The organism is Methylocystis sp. SC2 (genome assembly GCF_000304315.1).
Taxonomy (GTDB): Bacteria; Pseudomonadota; Alphaproteobacteria; order Rhizobiales; family Beijerinckiaceae; genus Methylocystis.
Genome location: NC_018485.1, coordinates 1,791,918 through 1,810,419, shown reverse-complemented (window position 1 = coordinate 1,810,419; position 18,502 = coordinate 1,791,918). Strand labels below are relative to the sequence as shown.

Here is an 18,502-nt window from a genome sequence, read left to right as displayed (position 1 = left end):
CAGAGCCGGCTTTGGCGGATAAGGCGGCCATGTCCCTCAGTCCAAATTCGCAGACGCCCGCCGCGGAAGGCGTCTCCACCGCCGTCGTCACCGAGGACGAGGCGGGGATGCGCGTCGATCGCTGGTTCAAGCGGCGTTATCCGGCGCTCGCGCTGTCGCATCTCGCCAAAATCTGCCGCAAAGGCGAAGTGCGCGTCGACGGCAAGCGCGTCGAAACCTCGACGCGGCTCGAAGAGGGGCAAAAGGTTCGGGTGCCGCCTTTGAAGATCGAGGCGCCCGCCGCGCCGGCGGTGAAGCGCGCCGACCCTAAGGACGCCCAGGCGCTCGCCGACATGACGCTCTTTGAGGACAAGGACGTCCTCGTCCTTAACAAGCCCTATGGGCTGGCGACGCAGGGCGGCTCAGGTCAGACGCGCCATGTTGACGGGATGCTGGAGTCGCTCGCCAAGGGCGATACGCGGCCCGTGCTCGTGCATCGCCTCGACCGCGACACCTCTGGCGTGCTGCTCGTCGCCAAGAACCGGCGAATGGCCGCCGAGCTTGGCGAGATTTTCCGCTCCCGGCAGGCCAAGAAAATCTACTGGGCGCTTGTCGAAGGCGTGCCGAAGCCGGCTCAGGGCCGGATTTCGCTTTATCTGGCGAAGGGCGCCGGCATGGAAAAATCCAGAGGCGGCGCAAGAGAGCTTGAGAAAATGCGAGTCGCCAAACACGGCGAGGCCGACGCGCAGCATTCGCTGACTTATTACGCGATCGTCGACAAAGTTGCGCCGCGCTGCGCCTGGCTGTCGATGAAGCCGCTCACCGGACGCACGCATCAGTTGCGCGCCCATGCCGAGGCGATCGGCCACCCGATCTTCGGCGACCCCAAATATGGCCATCGCCCGGAGGATGAGGTTAGAAGACGCGATCCGCTGCGGGCGATGCCCGAGGGACTTGACCGCAAACTGCATCTGCTCGCGCGGCGGCTCGTATTGCCGCATCCCAAAGGCGGGGTAATCGACGTGACCGCGCCGCTGCCCGACCATATGAAGAAAAGTTGGGAGCTTTTCGGCTTCGACGTGAAGCGTCCCGACCCGATCGAGGACGCGCCGGACGCATAAAGCCCCATCCGCGTCATGCCCGCGCTTGTCGCAGGCATCCACGCCACGACAGTGCAAGCGTCCTTCGAAGCGAGGCCGAAGCTCTGGGCCGTTCTTCGATCCGCGCCGCGCTTCCCAGCGTGGATGGCCGGGACAAGCCCTTGGCACATGGATGCTATGCGATCTGACTCCGGTCGCAAGCAGTTTTCCTCGCCGACGTTTACGGCATGACCCCAGCCCAAAATGCCGAAAATTGGGCGTTTGAAGCTGATGGTGCCGTCCAAAACATAGCAAAGCCGAGCCTTTGCGTGAAAACACGGCACCAAGGGGGTCAAAAGTGGGGTGCCGCTCGCGCACCACCTAACCAGTGTGCAGACAACGATAATTTTCGGAAGCGGCCCGACATGGTGCCGTCTTCTTTTATCTTGCCCTCCGAAAATCCGCCCCTTTTCGTCCAAAGGGCCCATTTTTGATTTTGCACTGAACGCGCCGATTCTCTGCATGGATACTGCAAGGAAACTCGCCGCCGAAGGCGCATAATTCCGACCGCCGATCTGCAAAGCGGCTGCCAGATTCGCGCCGATCTGGCGCACATCCCGCGCTACCCGATACGCGGAAAAGCACCAGGCAAGCGCATGGGTTTCGACAATGATCCCGTCGTCAACATGCCGCCGCCGTGCAAACATAAGGGTGCTATGAGTATTTCTTTTCGTGGCCACAGACGCGACGGTGGAGCTGACGACGGCCCGCCGGAGCGACCGCCAAGAGTCTCTCGCAGGCGGGCCGTTCGTCTGTGGTGCGACCCCGCCAGCAACCCTCTCAACGCGCCAGCGATGATGACGCGGCGCTTCATCATGAGTCGTCACGGCGGATTGCATCCGCGTTACCTATCGACGAACTTGTCAAGGCAGATTATCATTTCCCTTGATTTGTTCTCGTTGTGTTCCAATCTTAATGAGAGAGGAGCGAATCGCGGCAGCAGGAGTTTTGATGGGCAAGGTGAGTGCCACAATTTTAGGCGCAATCATTGGGGGATTCGCCGCCGCCGCTGCCATCATTTTTTGGTTCGGGTGGGGCGTGCCAAGCGCTGGGCAGGCAATACATGCCGACCCAACAAGGGCTGACTACATCAATCTGTTGCTGACTTTGGCAACCATGTTCCTCGGTGCTGTAGGTTTGACCGTGACGGTCGGGGCGTTGGTCATTGGTCTGGTCGCGCTGAAAACACTACGCGAGATCAAGGACGACGCCGCTAACGGCGCGAAGGAAGCCGCCGCCGGGAAGATCATTGAGACCATGGCCGCTGAACTTGCACCGAACGTAGATGCTAAGGTGCGTGACGTGCTCCCGGCAGCTCTGCAAGCGGCCCTCATGGATGATGAGCTAGGGCACCAAATTCTCGTAGAAATGGCGCGGCGGGGTGAGCTTGATGCCGTCCTTGAGCGCGTGGCAATGCGCATCCAAAACGGTGGGCCCGAGCAGACGTCGGCATCGGCGGACCATTACACCGACGACGAAGGCGAGCAGGCCTAACGAAAATGAAGGGAGAAGCCATGAACGTAGCAGTATCAAACGGTTGGGAGGTCAAATCGACCTCCCGTGAATACCTCAACCTTAAGCCGGAGGTGCGTGCTGAAATCGACGGGATGCTCTCTGAATACCCGGTCAAGCTTGGTGAAATCGCTAAGCGACTGGGCGTCAAAGTGCTGCTGTCGACACTTCCCCGTGGAACTTCCGGCCAGATTGGCCAGGAGGACGGGGAATTCGTCATTCGCATCAATCGCCACGAAGCGAAGCACCGCCAGAGGTTCACGCTTGCCCATGAGCTGGCACACTTCCTTCTGCACAGGGATCGGATCGTAGCAGAGGGCGGCTGGTCGGAAAATGTATTGCTGCGCTCAGGGCAGCCCGCCAATATTGAGTACGAGGCCAACAGACTTGCCTCTGATCTGGTGATCCCCTCTGCCATGCTGGCAGACGCGACCGCCGAATACTCTGGTCCGATGACAAGCGAGGTCATTGAGGACCTCGCTCGGCGTTTTGGTGTCTCCACGGCAGCTATGGAAATCAAACTGCAGATGGCCTGAATAGGGGGAGCTGTTAGTGATGGATGTTCAAGAATACTTGGTCACGTTGAGCATCCGTCCTGCTGAACTGAGTGGGCTCAAAGAATTGCCTGGTACCACTAAAGATCGGTTGACCCCGGTTGTGTTGCTAGCCCCTTGGCTGGCTACGACGCCGCTTTCCCGCGCCCTCGACAAATTTGAGGAGTCATACCCCGCCCGTCCCTACTTCTTAGACGTGGACACATACTACTGCATCAATGACAAGCCCAATGAGGCAAAAGAGCTTTGGGCGCGGTTGGCAGATAAGCCAGCCGACCTCAACGCATGGTGGGGTCTTCTAGCTAACTACCCGAACGCAAACCCATGCTTGCTAATGGCCCAGCAACCAATTGAGAGGGCGCGCGATCAGATCGTATGGGCACGCGAGAATAACCGGACATTCTGCCTCAGAGTGAACCTCGCGGAGAGCATCGGCTCTGGCATTCCGCAGTGGATGCCCGCTCTGACGACAGAGTTGGCTGAGGAAGGTGCCACCGACTATGCTGTTGTGCTTGAATTCGGCTGGGTTCAAGACCCACTCATGGTTGCGGCGGTTGCGAGCGGCTATATAAACACCTTCTTCTCGGAAATTCCGCCAACAATCCCGATTGCGATTTCTTGCACCTCCTTTCCTAAGGATTTCACCCCTTATGACGGCACGAAGGAATGGGCGTTCACAAACCGTGAGCTGATTGCCCAGGTCCAGCGCGTGACTAACCGCCCACGGATCGTCTATGGAGACTGGGGGACGACACGTCCACGGAGCTATGGTCACGCAAGCCAGCCTAAGAATCGGATTGACTACCCAACCGACACCTCATGGGTTTTCGCCCGCGACCAAGAGGAAAGCGTGGACTTCCAGACAGCCGCTTCACGGATAACCGGAAGCAACTACTGGTCGGGTAGTCTTGGCATCTGGGGTGAGCAGCTAATTGAGGGAACGGCCGCCGGGCAAGCTTTCGCGATCGACAGCATGCCCAAGATGTATGCCGCGCGCATCAACATCCATCTTCATAGACAGGCGTTCTACGGCCACCTGCCCCCGCCAGAGGCGCTGGACGAGGCGTGGAGCGACGACGACTTCTAATAGGGGGTTGGCTTCAAACCTCCACGATAAGCAAATGTCTGTCTCGGTCAAAACCTGCCCGGCCATGACGAAGCGGCGATGTTTCGTCTGGATGGGCAAGGGGGTTGATAAATGTCAAAGCAGCCGACCGGCCTCGACGCCGATTTCTTCGTCTCGCCGGAGGAGCGCGATCCGGTAAAGGCCGCGCGCGAACCGGCGCGCGCTTTGCCGAAGCGCTTCTATAAGGAGGCGGTTGCGGCGCCCGCCGAGGGCGGCTACGGGATTTTCCTTGACGGTCGGCCGGTCAATACGCCGGCCAGGCGTCCGCTGGTCGCGCCGTCGCTGCCGCTGGCGGAAGCGATCGCCGCCGAATGGGCGAAGCAGGGCGAGACGATCGATCCGGCGACGATGCCGCTCACCAAGCTGATGAACACGGCCCTCGACGGCGTGGCGGGGCAAATGGCCGAAGTCGAAGCCGAGATCGTCAAATATGCCGCCTCCGACCTCATCTGCTACCGCGCCGGCGCGCCGGAAGGCCTGGCCGCCGCGCAATCCTCGGCCTGGGACCCGCTCGTCGCCTTCGCGCGCGAAAAGCTGGGCGCCAAGTTCGCCCTCGCCGAAGGCGTGATGTTCATCGAACAGCCGCAGGCGGCGCTTGACGCCTTTGCGCGCGCCCTGCGCGCTTATGTGGGGGAGGGCGCCGGCGCGCCGCTCAGGCTCGCGGCGCTGCACGTGATGACGACTCTATCGGGCTCCGCGGTCCTTGCGCTTGCAGCCGCCCGACACGACATAGACGCGGGCAAGGCCTGGGACGCGGCCAATGTCGATGAAGACTGGCAGATGCGCGCCTGGGGCGAAGACGCGGAAGCGGTGGCCCGGCGGTCAGCGCGCTTTCAGGAATTCGCGGCGGCGGCGACTGTTGCGCGTCATTCCGCGCCTAACTGACCGACGCGCAATATAGAGGCGCCTCTTCAAAAGGCTGCGGCCAATTTGCCGATGGGGCGCTTCCTCTCTTGCTTTGCACAATGGCCTTTGTTACGGAACGCGCGGCCTGGAGTCGTTCTAAGGAATAACGCCAAGGAAACGCTCCCGCGACCGGCCCTCGCCCCGCCGAAGTCGGACCAGACTCATGCCGCTGCTCGAACAATATCTGCCGCTGGTGATCTTCATCGCCCTTTCGGCCGTGATTGCCGGCGCATTGCTCGTCGCGCCCTTCCTGCTTGCGTTCAAGGCGCCGGACCCCGAAAAGCTCTCCGCCTATGAATGCGGCTTCAATCCCTTCAATGACGCGCGCATGAAATTCGACGTGCGCTTCTATCTCGTCTCTCTGCTTTTCATCGTCTTCGATCTTGAAGTGGCCTTTCTCTTTCCCTGGGCGGTGGCCTTCAAGGAAGCGGGCGCCTTCGGCTTCTGGTCGATGATGGCCTTCCTGGGCGTGCTCACCGTCGGCTTCGTCTACGAGTGGCGCAAGGGAGCTCTGGAATGGGACTGATCGAGAAGGAAGGCGCGCGCCAGACTCTGATCGCGCCGCAGCCCAAAGGGCTGATCGATCCGCGCACCGGCAAGCCTGTCGGCTCGGACGACCCGTTCTTTCTGCATCTCAACGACGAACTCGCCGACAAGGGATTCTTCGTCACCGCCACGGACGACGTCATCAATTGGGCGCGCACCGGCTCGCTGATGTGGATGACCTTCGGTCTCGCCTGCTGCGCCGTCGAGATGATTCAGGCGGCGATGCCGCGCTACGATCTGGAGCGCTTCGGTTTTGCGCCGCGCGCGAGCCCGCGCCAGTCCGACTGCATCATCATCGCCGGCACGCTGACGAACAAAATGGCGCCGGCGATGCGCAAGGTGTACGACCAGATGCCGGAGCCGCGTTACGTGATCTCGATGGGCTCCTGCGCCAATGGCGGCGGCTACTACCATTATTCCTATTCGGTGGTGCGCGGCTGCGATCGCATCATTCCGGTCGACATCTATGTGCCGGGATGCCCGCCTTCGGCGGAGGCGCTCGTCTACGGCATGCTGCTGTTGCAGAAGAAAATCCGGCGCACGGGCACGATCGAGCGCTAACGACGCGAATTGAGGAGATGGCCGCTCTCGTCCTTCGAGACGCCCGCTCGCGCGGGCTCCTCAGGGTGAGCTCGGGCCAAGCCATTCCCTCATCCTGAGAGGCGGCGCAGCCGCCGTCTCGAAGGACGAGGGGATAGCGGCAGGCCAAGGAATTCAGAATGTCGGCTGAGTTGGAAGCTCTCGGCGCTAAAATCAGCGGCGCCCTGCCCGGCGCGGTGACGGAGGCGAAGGTCGCTTATGGCGAACTTACGCTGAGCGTCGTGCGCGACCGCTGGCTCGAAGTCGCCGCCCATCTGCGCGACAGCCCCGACTGTCTTTTCGTCTGCTTCATCGACGTGACGGCGGCGGATTACCCGCAGCGCGCCGAGCGTTTCGAGGTCGTCGCGCATCTTTTGTCGCCGAAGCACAACCGCCGTATCCGCATCAAGACGCCGGCGTCGGAAGAAACGCCCGTCGCCTCGCTGACGGCGCTCTATCCCGGCGCGGACTGGTTCGAGCGCGAGACTTACGACCTCTTCGGGGTGATTTTTTCCGGCCATCCCGATCTGCGCCGCATCATGACCGACTACGGCTTCGACGGTCATCCGCTGCGCAAGGACTTCCCGATGACCGGCTTCGTCGAGGTGCGCTACGACGACGAGCAGAAGCGCGTCGTCTATGAGCCGGTGCGGCTCAGCCAGGAATACCGCAACTTCGAATTCCTCTCGCCGTGGGAGGGCGTGCATTACGACCTGCCCGGCGACGAAAAGGCGAGCAAGTGAGCGCGTCGAGATGAACGATCAAACCCCCGCGCCAGCGAAGCCCGAATCGCAGGGCTTGCGCAACTTCAACATCAATTTCGGCCCGCAGCATCCGGCGGCGCATGGCGTGCTGCGCCTGATTCTGGAGTTGGACGGCGAGGTCGTCGAGCGCGTCGATCCGCATGTCGGTTTTCTCCATCGCGGCACCGAGAAGCTGATGGAGGCGCGGACCTATCTGCAGAACGTGCCCTATTTCGATCGGCTCGACTATTGCGCGCCGATGAATCAGGAGCACGCCTTCTGTCTCGCGATCGAGCGCCTGCTTGGCGTGGAAGTGCCGCGTCGCGGCCAGCTCATTCGCGTGCTCTACGCCGAAATCGGCCGACTCTTGTCGCATTTGCTCAACGTCACCTCGCAGGCGATGGACGTCGGCGCGCTCACCCCGCCGTTGTGGGGCTATGAAGAGCGCGAGAAGCTGATGGTGTTCTATGAGCGCGCGTCCGGCGCGCGCATGCACGCCAATTATTTCCGGCCCGGCGGCGTCGCGCGCGATCTGCCCGACCAGCTCGTCGAGGATATCGGCGCCTTTTGCGATCCCTTCCTCAAGGTCGTCGAAGATCTCGATGAACTCTTCATCGGCAACCGCATCTTCAAGCAGCGCAACGTCGACATCGGCGTCATCTCTCTGGAAGACGCCTGGAAATGGGGCTTCTCGGGGGTGATGGTGCGCGGCTCGGGCGCCGCCTGGGATCTGCGCAAGGCGCAGCCTTACGAATGCTACGAGGAGATGGAGTTCGACATCCCGGTCGGCAAGCATGGCGATTGCTACGACCGCGCTGTGATCCGCATGGAGGAGATGCGGCAGTCGACCTCGATCATGAAACAATGCGTCGAAAAGCTCATGCGCGCCGAAAACCGCGGCCCGGTGATGGCGCCCAATCATAAGATCACGCCGCCCTCGCGCGGCGAGATGAAGCGTTCGATGGAAGCCTTGATCCATCACTTCAAGCTGTTCACCGAAGGCTTTCACGTGCCGCAGGGCGAAGTTTACGCGGCGGTCGAAGCGCCCAAGGGCGAGTTTGGCGTCTATCTTGTGTCGGACGGCGGCGACAAGCCCTATCGCTGCAAGATTCGCGCGCCCGGCTTCGCGCATTTGTCCGCCATGGATTTTCTTTGCAAGAACCACATGCTCGCTGACGTCTCGGCGATTCTGGGTTCGCTCGATATCGTGTTCGGGGAGGTCGATCGCTAATGTCCGTCCGTCGTCTCGCCGAAAAACAGACAGAGAGCTTCGAGTTCACGCCGGAAAACAAGGCGTGGCTCGAGAAGCAGATCGCCAAATATCCCGACGGCCGCCAGGCCTCGATGGTCGTGCCGGCGTTGTGGCAGGCGCAAAAGCAGCATGACAATTGGTTATCGCAGGCGGCGATCGAAAAAGTCGCGGACGCGCTCGGCATGGCGAAGATCCGCGTGCTTGAAATCGCGACCTTCTATTCGATGTTCAACCTCGAGCCCGTCGGCAAATATTTCATCCAGCTGTGCGGCACGACCCCGTGCCTGCTCGCCGGCTCGGATGAGATCATCGACGTGCTGCATCGCCGGGTGGGTCCTCAGCGGCGCGTGACCGACGACGGGCTGTTTTCCTGGCTCGAGGTCGAATGTCTCGGCGCGTGCTGCAACGCGCCGATGGTGCAGATCAACGACGACTATTACGAGGATCTGACCGCCGAGAATTTCGAGAAGCTTCTCGACAATCTCGCCGCGGGTCGACCGGTGAAGATCGGCTCGCAAATTGGGCGCGTCTCTTCGGAGCCGGCGGGCAAGCTGACGAGCCTGACGTCGCTTTACGGCGACGGCGCGAAGTAGCGGAGGGAAGAGGAAAAACCATGCTTTCCGACGCAGATCGTATCTTCACCAATCTTTATGGCCTGGGCGACAGATCGCTTGCCGGCGCGAAAAAGCGCGGCCAGTGGGACAACACCAAGGCGCTGCTCGACAAGGGCCGCGACGCGATCATCAATGAGGTCAAGGCGTCTGGCCTGCGCGGGCGCGGCGGCGCCGGGTTTTCGACGGGCCTCAAATGGTCCTTCATGCCGAAGGAAGTCGATCCCAGGCGGCCGCATTATCTTGTCATCAACGCCGATGAGTCGGAGCCCGGCACGTGCAAGGATCGCGAGATCATGCGCAACGATCCGCATACGCTGGTCGAAGGCGCGCTCATCGCGAGCTTCGCCATGGGCGCGCATGCCTGTTACATTTACATTCGCGGCGAGTTCATCGCGGAGAGGATCGCGCTTCAGAAAGCCGTCGACGAAGCCTATGAAGCGCGGCTGATTGGCAAGGACAATATCCACGGCTATCCGTTCGACCTCTACGTCCATCACGGCGCCGGCGCTTATATTTGCGGCGAAGAGACCGCGCTGCTTGAAAGCCTCGAAGGCAAGAAGGGCATGCCGCGCTTAAAGCCGCCGTTCCCGGCCAATGTGGGCCTCTATGGCTGCCCGACGACGGTCAACAACGTCGAATCGATCGCCGTCGCGCCGACCATCCTGCGCCGCGGCGCGGCGTGGTTCGCGGGCATCGGCAGGCCCAACAACGCCGGCACCAAGCTCTTTTCGATTTCCGGCCATGTCAATCGTCCGTGCAATGTCGAAGAGGCGATGTCGATCTCGTTCCGCGAATTGATCGAGACCCATTGCGGCGGCGTGCGCGGCGGCTGGGACAATCTGCTCGCGGTCATCCCCGGCGGCTCATCGGTGCGCTGCGTGCCGTCGCATGAGATCGTCGATTGCCCGATGGATTTCGACAGTCTGGTGGCGCTGAAGTCCGGCCTCGGCACGGCGGCGGTGATCGTCATGGACAAATCCACCGACATCATCCGCGCCATCGCGCGTCTCTCTTACTTTTACAAGCACGAGAGCTGCGGCCAGTGCACGCCGTGCCGCGAGGGCACCGGCTGGATGTGGCGGGTCGTGCAGCGCATGGTCGAAGGCCGCGCGCATAAGAAAGAGATCGACATGTTGTTCGACGTGTCGAAGCAGATCGAAGGCCACACGATCTGCGCGCTCGGCGACGCCGCGGCCTGGCCGATCCAGGGGCTCATCACGCATTTCCGCGACGTGATCGAGAAGCGCATCGATCAATATGCGGCCAATCCGCATCCCGATCCGATCCGCGTGGCGGCGGAGTGATGATCGAACCCATCGAGACTTCGGAGAGGGCGAAGTGACCAAGATTCTCGTCGATGGCGTCGAAGTGGACGTGCCGGGAGAGTTCACGCTGCTGCAGGCCTGCGAGCAGGCCGGCGCCGAGATTCCGCGCTTTTGTTACCACGAGCGCCTGTCGATCGCCGGCAATTGCCGCATGTGCCTCGTCGAGGTGAAGGGCGGGCCGCCCAAGCCGCAGGCCTCCTGCGCCATGGCGGTGAAGGATTTGCGCCCCGGTCCGAACGGCGCGCCGCCGGAAGTCCTCACCAAATCGCCGATGGTGAAGAAGGCGCGCGAAGGGGTGATGGAGTTCCTGCTCATCAACCATCCGCTGGATTGCCCGATCTGCGATCAGGGCGGCGAATGCGATCTGCAGGATCAGGCGCTGGTCTTTGGCGTCGACAGCTCGCGCTTTTATGAAAACAAGCGCGCGGTCGAAGACAAATATATCGGCGTCCTGGTCAAGACCGAGATGAACCGCTGCATCCATTGCACGCGTTGCGTCCGCTTCACCGCGGAGGTCGCCGGCACGGGCGACATGGGCGCGATCGGCCGCGGCGAAGATATGGAGATCACCACCTATCTCGAGAGCGCGATGACCTCCGAGCTGCAGGGCAATGTCGCGGATCTCTGTCCGGTCGGCGCGCTGCTGCCCAAGCCGCAAAGCTTCCGAGGCCGTCCCTGGGAATATCAGAAGACGGAGACGATCGACGTCATGGACGCGCTTGGCGCGGCGATCCGCGTCGACTCGCGCGGCCGTGAAGTCATGCGCATTCTGCCGCGCATCAACGACCTCGTGAATGAAGAGTGGATCTCCGACAAGACGCGCCAGATCGTCGACGGCCTCAAGACGCAGCGCCTCGATCGCCCCTATATCCGCGAGAACGGCAGACTGCGTCCGGCCTCCTGGCAGGAGGCGCTCGCCGCCGTCGCGGCCAAGACCAAAGCGACGCCAGCTTCGCGCATCGGCGCGCTGGTCGGCGATCTCGCCGCGGTCGAGGAGAGTTTCGCGCTGAAGCTGCTCATGGAGCAGATTGGAACGCCCAATCTCGATTGCCGACAGGACGGCGCCAAGCTCGATCCGAAATTCGGTCGGGCCTCTTATCTCTTCAATGCGAGCATCGCCGGCATCGAGCAGGCGGGCGCGGCGCTGATCATCGGCTCCAATCCGCGAAAGGAGTCGCCCGTTCTCAACGCGCGTCTGCGCAAGCGCTGGCTGAAGGGCGACTTCAAGATCTCGCTTGTCGGCGAGCGGGCCGATCTCACCTACGGCTATGATTATCTCGGCGCCGGGCCGGAATCGCTGTTGCAGTTCATCCGCTCGGCGAAGCCGGCTGAGAAGCTGCTGGTCATCGTCGGGCAGGGCGCTCTGGCGCGCGACGACGGCGAGGCGGCGCTCACGCTGGCCGCTCAGGCCGCGCAGAGGCTCGGCGGTCTCGGCGAGGGCTGGAACGGCTTCTCGGTCCTGCATACGGCGGCCGCGCGCGTCGGCGCGCTCGATCTTAAATTCACGCCGGGCGCGGGCGGTTTGGATGCGCGCGCGATGGCGAAGGCCGGCGCGCTCGATCTCATCTTCAACCTCGGGGCCGATGAAATCGCCATCGAACCCGGCGCCTTCGTGGTTTACATCGGCACGCATGGCGATCGCGGCGCGCATCGCGCCGACGTGATCCTGCCCGGCGCGGCCTATACGGAAAAATCTGGGCTTTACGTCAATACGGAAGGCCGCGTGCAGCGCGCCTTTAGGGTGGTGTTCCCGCCAGGAGAAGCGCGAGAGGATTGGGCGGTGTTGCGCGCGCTCTCGGGCGCGCTCGGCAATCCGCTGCCCTTCGACTCTCTTGCGGCGTTGCGCCGGCGGCTCGTCGAGTCCCACCCGCATTTTGCTGAATTGGATGAGATTGCGCCGGGCGAATCCGCGCAGGTCGTCGCTCTCGCCAACCATCCGGCCGTCGCGATGAAGGATTCCTTCGCGCAGGCGATCCAAAACTTCTACTTCACAAATCCGATCGCCCGCGCCTCGGCGGTCATGGCGGAATGTTCGGCGCTGGCGCAGGGCCGGCTTGCTCTGGCGGCGGAATAGGAGCTTTGGACGTGAGCGACGGTTGGGCGAGCGCCATTTCGGATTTCTTCATCGCGTATCCGCTTCTGCTCGCGCTCGTGAAGAGCGTTTTGCTGGCGGTCGCGTTGCTGATCTATGTGGCCTATGTGATCCTCGCGGACCGCAAGATCTGGGCGGCGGTGCAATTGCGCCGCGGACCGAATGTCGTGGGGCCCTGGGGGCTGCTGCAGAGCTTCGCGGACTTCCTGAAGTTCGCGCTCAAGGAGCCGGTGATACCGGACGTCGCCAACAAGGGCGTTTTCCTGTTCGCGCCCTTCATCATGGCGACGCTCTCGATCGCCGCCTGGGCCGTCATTCCGGTCGCCGACGGCTGGGCGGTCGGCGACATCAACGTCGGCATTCTCTACATTTTCGCGCTGTCCTCGCTCGGCGTCTACGGCGTCATCATGGGCGGCTGGGCGTCGAACTCGAAATATCCGTTCTTGTCGGCGCTGCGCTCGGCGGCGCAGATGGTCTCCTATGAAGTCTCGATCGGCTTCGTCATCATCACGGTGCTGCTCTGCGCCGGCTCGCTCAATCTGACCGACATCGTTACGGCGCAGGATACGTCCTACGGCATGGCTGGCTGGTATTGGCTGCGCCTGTTCCCGATGTTCGTCATCTTCTTCGTCTCGGCGCTCGCCGAGACCAATCGTCCGCCGTTCGACCTCGTGGAGGCGGAGTCGGAGCTCGTCGCCGGCTTCATGATCGAATATTCCGCGACGCCCTACGTTCTGTTCATGCTCGCCGAATATGTGGCGATCGTCACCATGTGCGCGCTGCTGACGATCTTGTTCTTTGGCGGCTGGCTGCCGCCGATCAAAATCGCGCCGTTCACCTATGTGCCGGGCGTGATCTGGTTCACGCTGAAGGTGAGCTTCTTCTTCTTCTTCTTCGCCATGGTGAAGGCTTTCGTGCCGCGTTATCGCTACGATCAGCTGATGCGTCTGGGCTGGAAAGTCTTCCTGCCGATCTCCCTCGCCATGGTCGTCATCGTCGCCGCCGTGCTGCAGTTCTGGCCGGCGGGACCGGCAGGCAGTTGAGGCCGTCATGAAACTCGATCAAGCCGCCAAGTCGCTCTTCCTCACCGAATTCGTCGGCGCATTCCTGCTGTCGATGCGCTACTTCTTCAAGCCGAAGGCGACGATCAACTATCCGCACGAAAAGAATCCGCAGTCGCCGCGTTACCGCGGCGAGCATGCGCTGCGCCGCTATCCCAATGGCGAGGAGCGCTGCATCGCCTGCAAACTGTGCGAGGCGATCTGTCCCGCGCAGGCGATCACCATCGAAGCCGGACCGCGCCGCAACGACGGCACCCGCCGTACGACGCGCTACGACATCGACATGGTCAAATGCATCTATTGCGGCTACTGCCAGGAGGCCTGCCCGGTCGACGCAATTGTCGAGGGGCCCAATTCGGAATTCTCGGTCGAGACCCGCGAGGAGCTTTATTACAACAAGCAGCGTCTGCTGGAGAACGGCGACCGCTGGGAGCGCGAGATCGCGCGCAACATCGCGATGGACGCGCAATACAGGTAATTGGATTTGCGAGCCAGGAGGCTCGCGGTCCAGGGCAGGAATTGGACCGCGAGCCTCCAGGCTCGCATGTGAGCGGCGCGAGAGCGCAGCGCTCGAGAGGACGACGAACGTGCAGGCCGTATTTTTCTACCTCTTCGCCACGATCATGATCGCCTCGGCCGGCGTCGTGATCTTCGCGCGCAATCCGGTGCACTCGGTGCTCTTTCTCATTCTCGCCTTCTGCAATGGCGCGGGGCTGTTTCTGCTCGCCGGCGCGGAGTTCCTGGCGATGATCCTGATCGTCGTCTATGTCGGCGCGGTCGCGGTGCTGTTCCTGTTCGTCGTCATGATGCTCGACGTCGATTTCGCCGAGCTGAAGCAGGGCTTCGCCAAATATCTTCCCGTCAGCGCCGGCGTCGGCGTCGTCGTCCTCGCGGAACTGGGTTTCGTCGCGCTCGGCTGGAGTTCGGCGCCATCGGCCGCCGACGCCGCCGCCAATCCGATCATTCCGCAAATGAGCAACACCGCGGCGCTCGGCCAAATCCTCTATACGAAATATGTGATCTTCTTTCAGGCGTCGGCGCTTGTGCTGCTCACCGCCATGATCGGCGCCATCGTGCTGACGCTCCATCACAAGCCCAACATCAAGCGTCAGAAGATCGACGAGCAGAACGCCCGCACGCGCGAAAATGTGATCGAGATCAAGAAAGTTCCGTTCCGGACCGGCGTCTAACGAGGACATCCATGCTGACCATCGGCCTTACGCATTACCTCGTCGTCGCGGCGGTCCTGTTCACGCTCGGCGTCGCCGGCATCATCCTCAACCGCAAGAACATCATCGTCATTCTCATGTCGGTTGAACTGATCCTGCTTGCGGTCAATCTGAACTTCGTCGCCTTCTCGCAGTCGCTCGCCGATTTGACGGGTCAGGTGTTCGCGCTCTTCGTGCTCACCGTGGCGGCGGCGGAAGCGGCGATCGGCCTGGCGATTCTCGTCGCCTTCTATCGCAATCGCGGCACGATCGCCGTCGAAGACATCAATTCCTTGAAGGGCTGACCCCAGCGATGATTTACGCCATCGTCTTTCTTCCGCTTGTCGGCTTTCTGATCGCAGGGGCGCTCGGACCTTGGATCGGGGCGCGCGCCTCGGAGCTCGTCACGACGGGCCTCTTGCTGATCTGCGCCGTGCTGTCGTGGATCGTCTTCTTCGACGTCGCGCTCGGCCACGATCAGGGCTATGCGCCGATTATCGGCAATTGGATGACCGTGGGCGACCTCAAGGTCGACTGGGCGCTGCGCGTCGACACGCTGACGGCGGTGATGCTCGTCGTCGTCAATACGGTGTCGAGCCTCGTGCATCTCTATTCGATCGGCTACATGCACGAGGATCCGGATCGCCCGCGCTTCTTCGCCTATCTGTCGCTCTTCACCTTCGCCATGCTGATGCTGGTGACGGCCGACAATCTCGTGCAGATGTTCTTTGGCTGGGAGGGCGTCGGTCTCGCATCCTATCTGCTCATCGGCTTCTGGTATCAAAAGCCCTCCGCCAACGCCGCCGCGATCAAGGCCTTCGTCGTCAACCGCGTTGGCGATTTTGGCTTCGCGCTCGGGATTTTCCTCGTCTTCCAGCTGACGAAGTCGCTGGGCTTTGAAGAGGTCTTCGCCGCCGTCCCGGGGCTTGCCGGCAAGACGATCCATGTCTTCGGCATGGATGTCGACGCGCTGACGCTCGCCACCTTCCTGCTCTTCATCGGCGCGATGGGCAAATCGGCGCAATTCCTGCTGCACACCTGGCTGCCGGACGCGATGGAAGGCCCGACGCCCGTCTCGGCGCTCATTCACGCTGCGACGATGGTGACGGCTGGCGTCTTCATGGTCGCGCGCCTGTCGCCGATTTTCGAATATGCGCCCGCGACTCTTGAATTCGTGACGCTGGTCGGAGCGGTCACCGCCGTTTTCGCCGCGACGGTCGGACTCGTGCAAAACGACATCAAGCGCGTCATCGCCTATTCGACCTGCTCGCAGCTCGGCTATATGTTCGTCGCCGAAGGCGTCGGCGCCTATAGCATCGGCGTCTATCATCTTTTCACCCACGCCTTCTTCAAGGCGTTGCTCTTCCTGGGCGCGGGCTCGGTGATCCACGCCATGCATCACGAGCAGGACATGCGCAACATGGGCGGGTTGCGTAAGGACATTCCCTTCACCTTCGCGATGATGATCATCGGCACGCTCGCGCTCACGGGCTTTCCGTTCACCGCCGGTTTCTATTCCAAGGACGCGATCATCGAAGCGGCCTTCGCCGCGAGCGAACATCATCACATGGCGATGTTCGCCTTTGTCGCGACCGTGGCCGCCGCCGGCCTGACCTCGTTCTATTCCTGGCGGCTGGTGTTCATGACCTTCTTTGGCGCCCGTAAGGACCATGCCGTTCAAACGGACCATGACAAAACGACGGCGGCGGCGTCAGCCCATGCGGATGGCGATCACGCTCATTCGCATGACGACGGCCATGGCCATGGCCACGGCCATCACACGCCGCATGAGTCGCCGGTCGTCATGCTGGCGCCGCTGGCGGTGCTCGGCCTCGGCGCTCTCGGCGCGGGCATCGTTTTCGGCAAATACTTCATTGGCCATGATTACGATGAGTTCTGGAAAGGCGCGCTCTTCACCGGCCGCGACAATCACATCATCCATGAGTTCCATGACGTGGCGCTCGGCGTCGGTCTTGCGCCGACCGTGGTGATGGTTTTGGGCTTCGCCGTCGCGCTCTATTTCTATGTGCTGAGGCCTGGAACGGCGCAGGCGCTGGCGAGGGCCTTCCCGCGTCTTTACCGGTTCCTGCTCAACAAATGGTATTTTGACGAGCTTTACGACTTCCTGTTCGTTCGGCCGGCCTTCGCTCTCGGCAGACTGTTCTGGAAGGGCGGCGACGGCGCGATCATCGACGGCCTGGGGCCTGACGGGGTGGCGGCGCGAGTCGCCGACGGCGCCAGGCTCGCCGTGCGCTTGCAGACCGGCTACGTCTATCACTACGCCTTCGCCATGCTCATCGGCGTCGCGGCGGTCGTCACTTACTTCGTCGCCGGGGGGCTGCGCTGATGTTTGGTTTCGGCATTCTCTCCGGCGTCACCTTCCTGCCGCTGGTCGGCGTCGCCTTTCTGCTCACGCAAAAGGGCGATGACGAAGCGAGCCTGCGCAATATCCGATGGGCGACGCTGGCGACGACGCTCGCGACCTTCGCGCTGTCGCTTGTCATCTGGTCCGGCTTCGACACGACAAGCGCGGCGTTCCAGTTCGTCGAGGAGAAAAACTGGCTCGGGTCCGGCCTCGTCTACAAGATGGGCGTCGACGGCTTTTCGATGCCCTTCGTTCTTCTGACGACCTTCCTGATGCCCTTCGCCATTCTCGCCTCCTGGGACTCGATCCAGAAGCGCGTGAAGGAATATATGATCGCCTTCCTCGTGCTCGAGACGCTGATGATCGGCGTCTTCTGCGCGCTCGACCTCGTGCTGTTCTATCTGTTCTTCGAGGGCGGCCTCATCCCGATGTTCCTCATCATCGGCATCTGGGGCGGCAAGCGGCGCGTCTATGCGAGCTTCAAGTTCTTTCTCTACACGCTCGTCGGTTCGCTCCTCATGCTGGTCGCGATCCTCGCCATGTATGGCAAGGCCGGCACGACCGACATCACCGTGCTGCTGAACACCGACTTCCCCAAGGAGATGCAGACCTGGCTGTGGCTCGCCTTCTTCGCCTCCTTCGCGGTGAAGATGCCGATGTGGCCGGTGCACACCTGGCTGCCCGACGCGCATGTCGAGGCGCCGACGGCCGGCTCCGTGATCCTCGCGGCGATTCTCCTGAAGATGGGCGGCTACGGCTTCATCCGCTTCTCGCTGCCGATGTTTCCCGACGCGTCGACCAATTTCGCGCCGCTCATCTACGCGCTGTCCGTGATCGCGATCGTCTACACATCGCTCGTCGCGCTGGTTCAGGAAGACATCAAGAAGCTCATCGCCTATTCGTCCGTCGCGCATATGGGCTTCGTGACGATGGGCCTCTTCACGCTCAATGCGCAAGGCATGCAGGGCGCCATCTTCCAGATGATCTCGCACGGCTTGGTCTCCGGCGCGCTGTTCCTTTGCGTCGGCGTGATCTACGACCGCATGCATACGCGCGAGATCGCCGCCTATGGCGGCCTCGTCAATCGCATGCCGATCTACGCCTTCGTGTTCATGCTGTTCACCATGGCCAATGTCGGCCTGCCGGGAACGACCGGCTTCATCGGCGAGTTCCTGTCGCTGACCGGCGCGTTCCAGGCGAACAGCTGGGTCGCGCTGATCGCGACGAGCGGCGTCGTTCTGTCCGCGGCTTACGCGCTCTATCTCTACCGCCGCGTGATCTTCGGCGTCTTGGACAAGGCCAGCCTCAAGAACATCGCCGATCTGACGCCGCGCGAGATCGCGATCTTCACGCCGCTTGTGCTGCTCACGCTTTACTACGGCGTGCAGCCGGGGCCGATTCTGAGCGCCACGCAGGCGTCGGTCGACAATCTCATCCAGACCCATACGGCGCTGCTCGACGCGATTAAGCTCGCGGCGGCTGGTCAATGACGGATCGCTGA

General features: G+C 62.1%; 18 protein-coding genes. All 18 read left to right on the top strand.

Annotated features, from left to right (window positions below; all coding sequences use genetic code 11):
* Nucleotides 1-29: 29 nt before the first annotated feature.
* A complete protein-coding gene (locus tag BN69_RS08775) occupies nt 30-1,100 on the top strand; it encodes an RluA family pseudouridine synthase (protein ID WP_014891235.1) in 1,071 nt (356 codons plus the stop codon).
* Between the two features lie 969 nt (nt 1,101-2,069).
* Nucleotides 2,070-2,612, top strand: coding sequence for a hypothetical protein (locus BN69_RS08770; RefSeq protein WP_041926886.1), 543 nt, complete (start codon nt 2,070-2,072; stop codon nt 2,610-2,612).
* 20 nt (nt 2,613-2,632) lie between these two features.
* Nucleotides 2,633-3,166: an ImmA/IrrE family metallo-endopeptidase gene (locus BN69_RS08765; RefSeq protein WP_041927256.1), complete on the top strand. Its 534-nt coding sequence runs from the start codon at nt 2,633-2,635 to the stop codon at nt 3,164-3,166.
* 19 nt (nt 3,167-3,185) lie between these two features.
* Complete coding sequence (locus tag BN69_RS08760; RefSeq protein ID WP_014891232.1) at nt 3,186-4,271, top strand: beta family protein; 1,086 nt, start codon at nt 3,186-3,188, stop codon at nt 4,269-4,271.
* A 111-nt stretch (nt 4,272-4,382) separates the two neighbouring features.
* Nucleotides 4,383-5,195 (top strand): ATP12 family chaperone protein, encoded by an 813-nt coding sequence (locus tag BN69_RS08755; protein WP_014891231.1) that lies wholly within the window; start codon nt 4,383-4,385, stop codon nt 5,193-5,195.
* Between the two features lie 184 nt (nt 5,196-5,379).
* A complete protein-coding gene (locus BN69_RS08750; RefSeq protein ID WP_014891230.1) occupies nt 5,380-5,742 on the top strand; it encodes an NADH-quinone oxidoreductase subunit A in 363 nt (120 codons plus the stop codon).
* Nucleotides 5,733-6,323: a NuoB/complex I 20 kDa subunit family protein gene (locus tag BN69_RS08745; RefSeq protein ID WP_014891229.1), complete on the top strand. Its 591-nt coding sequence runs from the start codon at nt 5,733-5,735 to the stop codon at nt 6,321-6,323. The genes BN69_RS08750 and BN69_RS08745 overlap by 10 nt, the downstream gene beginning before the upstream one ends.
* Nucleotides 6,324-6,481: 158 nt before the next feature.
* Nucleotides 6,482-7,084 (top strand): NADH-quinone oxidoreductase subunit C, encoded by a 603-nt coding sequence (locus tag BN69_RS08740; RefSeq protein WP_014891228.1) that lies wholly within the window; start codon nt 6,482-6,484, stop codon nt 7,082-7,084.
* A 10-nt stretch (nt 7,085-7,094) separates the two neighbouring features.
* Nucleotides 7,095-8,315, top strand: coding sequence for an NADH-quinone oxidoreductase subunit D (locus BN69_RS08735; protein ID WP_014891227.1), 1,221 nt, complete (start codon nt 7,095-7,097; stop codon nt 8,313-8,315).
* On the top strand, nt 8,315-8,929 hold the full coding sequence (nuoE, locus tag BN69_RS08730) for an NADH-quinone oxidoreductase subunit NuoE (RefSeq protein WP_014891226.1): 615 nt from the start codon (nt 8,315-8,317) through the stop codon (nt 8,927-8,929). Before BN69_RS08735 ends, nuoE begins: the two co-directional genes overlap by 1 nt.
* A gap of 20 nt (nt 8,930-8,949) precedes the next feature.
* Nucleotides 8,950-10,254 carry an NADH-quinone oxidoreductase subunit NuoF gene (gene nuoF, locus BN69_RS08725; protein ID WP_014891225.1) on the top strand — a complete coding sequence of 435 codons (1,305 nt, stop codon included), beginning with the start codon at nt 8,950-8,952 and terminating at the stop codon, nt 10,252-10,254.
* Nucleotides 10,255-10,288: 34 nt separating this feature from the next.
* Entirely contained in the window at nt 10,289-12,349 is a 2,061-nt protein-coding gene (gene nuoG, locus BN69_RS08720; protein ID WP_014891224.1) for an NADH-quinone oxidoreductase subunit NuoG, read from the top strand.
* 11 nt (nt 12,350-12,360) lie between these two features.
* Nucleotides 12,361-13,410: an NADH-quinone oxidoreductase subunit NuoH gene (gene nuoH, locus BN69_RS08715; protein WP_014891223.1), complete on the top strand. Its 1,050-nt coding sequence runs from the start codon at nt 12,361-12,363 to the stop codon at nt 13,408-13,410.
* Between the two features lie 7 nt (nt 13,411-13,417).
* Complete coding sequence (nuoI, locus tag BN69_RS08710; RefSeq protein ID WP_014891222.1) at nt 13,418-13,906, top strand: NADH-quinone oxidoreductase subunit NuoI; 489 nt, start codon at nt 13,418-13,420, stop codon at nt 13,904-13,906.
* A gap of 109 nt (nt 13,907-14,015) precedes the next feature.
* Nucleotides 14,016-14,618: an NADH-quinone oxidoreductase subunit J gene (locus BN69_RS08705; protein ID WP_014891221.1), complete on the top strand. Its 603-nt coding sequence runs from the start codon at nt 14,016-14,018 to the stop codon at nt 14,616-14,618.
* A gap of 11 nt (nt 14,619-14,629) precedes the next feature.
* Complete coding sequence (gene nuoK, locus BN69_RS08700) at nt 14,630-14,941, top strand: NADH-quinone oxidoreductase subunit NuoK (protein WP_014891220.1); 312 nt, start codon at nt 14,630-14,632, stop codon at nt 14,939-14,941.
* 8 nt (nt 14,942-14,949) lie between these two features.
* Nucleotides 14,950-16,983 (top strand): NADH-quinone oxidoreductase subunit L, encoded by a 2,034-nt coding sequence (nuoL, locus tag BN69_RS08695; RefSeq protein WP_014891219.1) that lies wholly within the window; start codon nt 14,950-14,952, stop codon nt 16,981-16,983.
* On the top strand, nt 16,983-18,491 hold the full coding sequence (locus tag BN69_RS08690; RefSeq protein ID WP_014891218.1) for an NADH-quinone oxidoreductase subunit M: 1,509 nt from the start codon (nt 16,983-16,985) through the stop codon (nt 18,489-18,491). The genes nuoL and BN69_RS08690 overlap by 1 nt, the downstream gene beginning before the upstream one ends.
* Nucleotides 18,492-18,502: the final 11 nt, after the last annotated feature.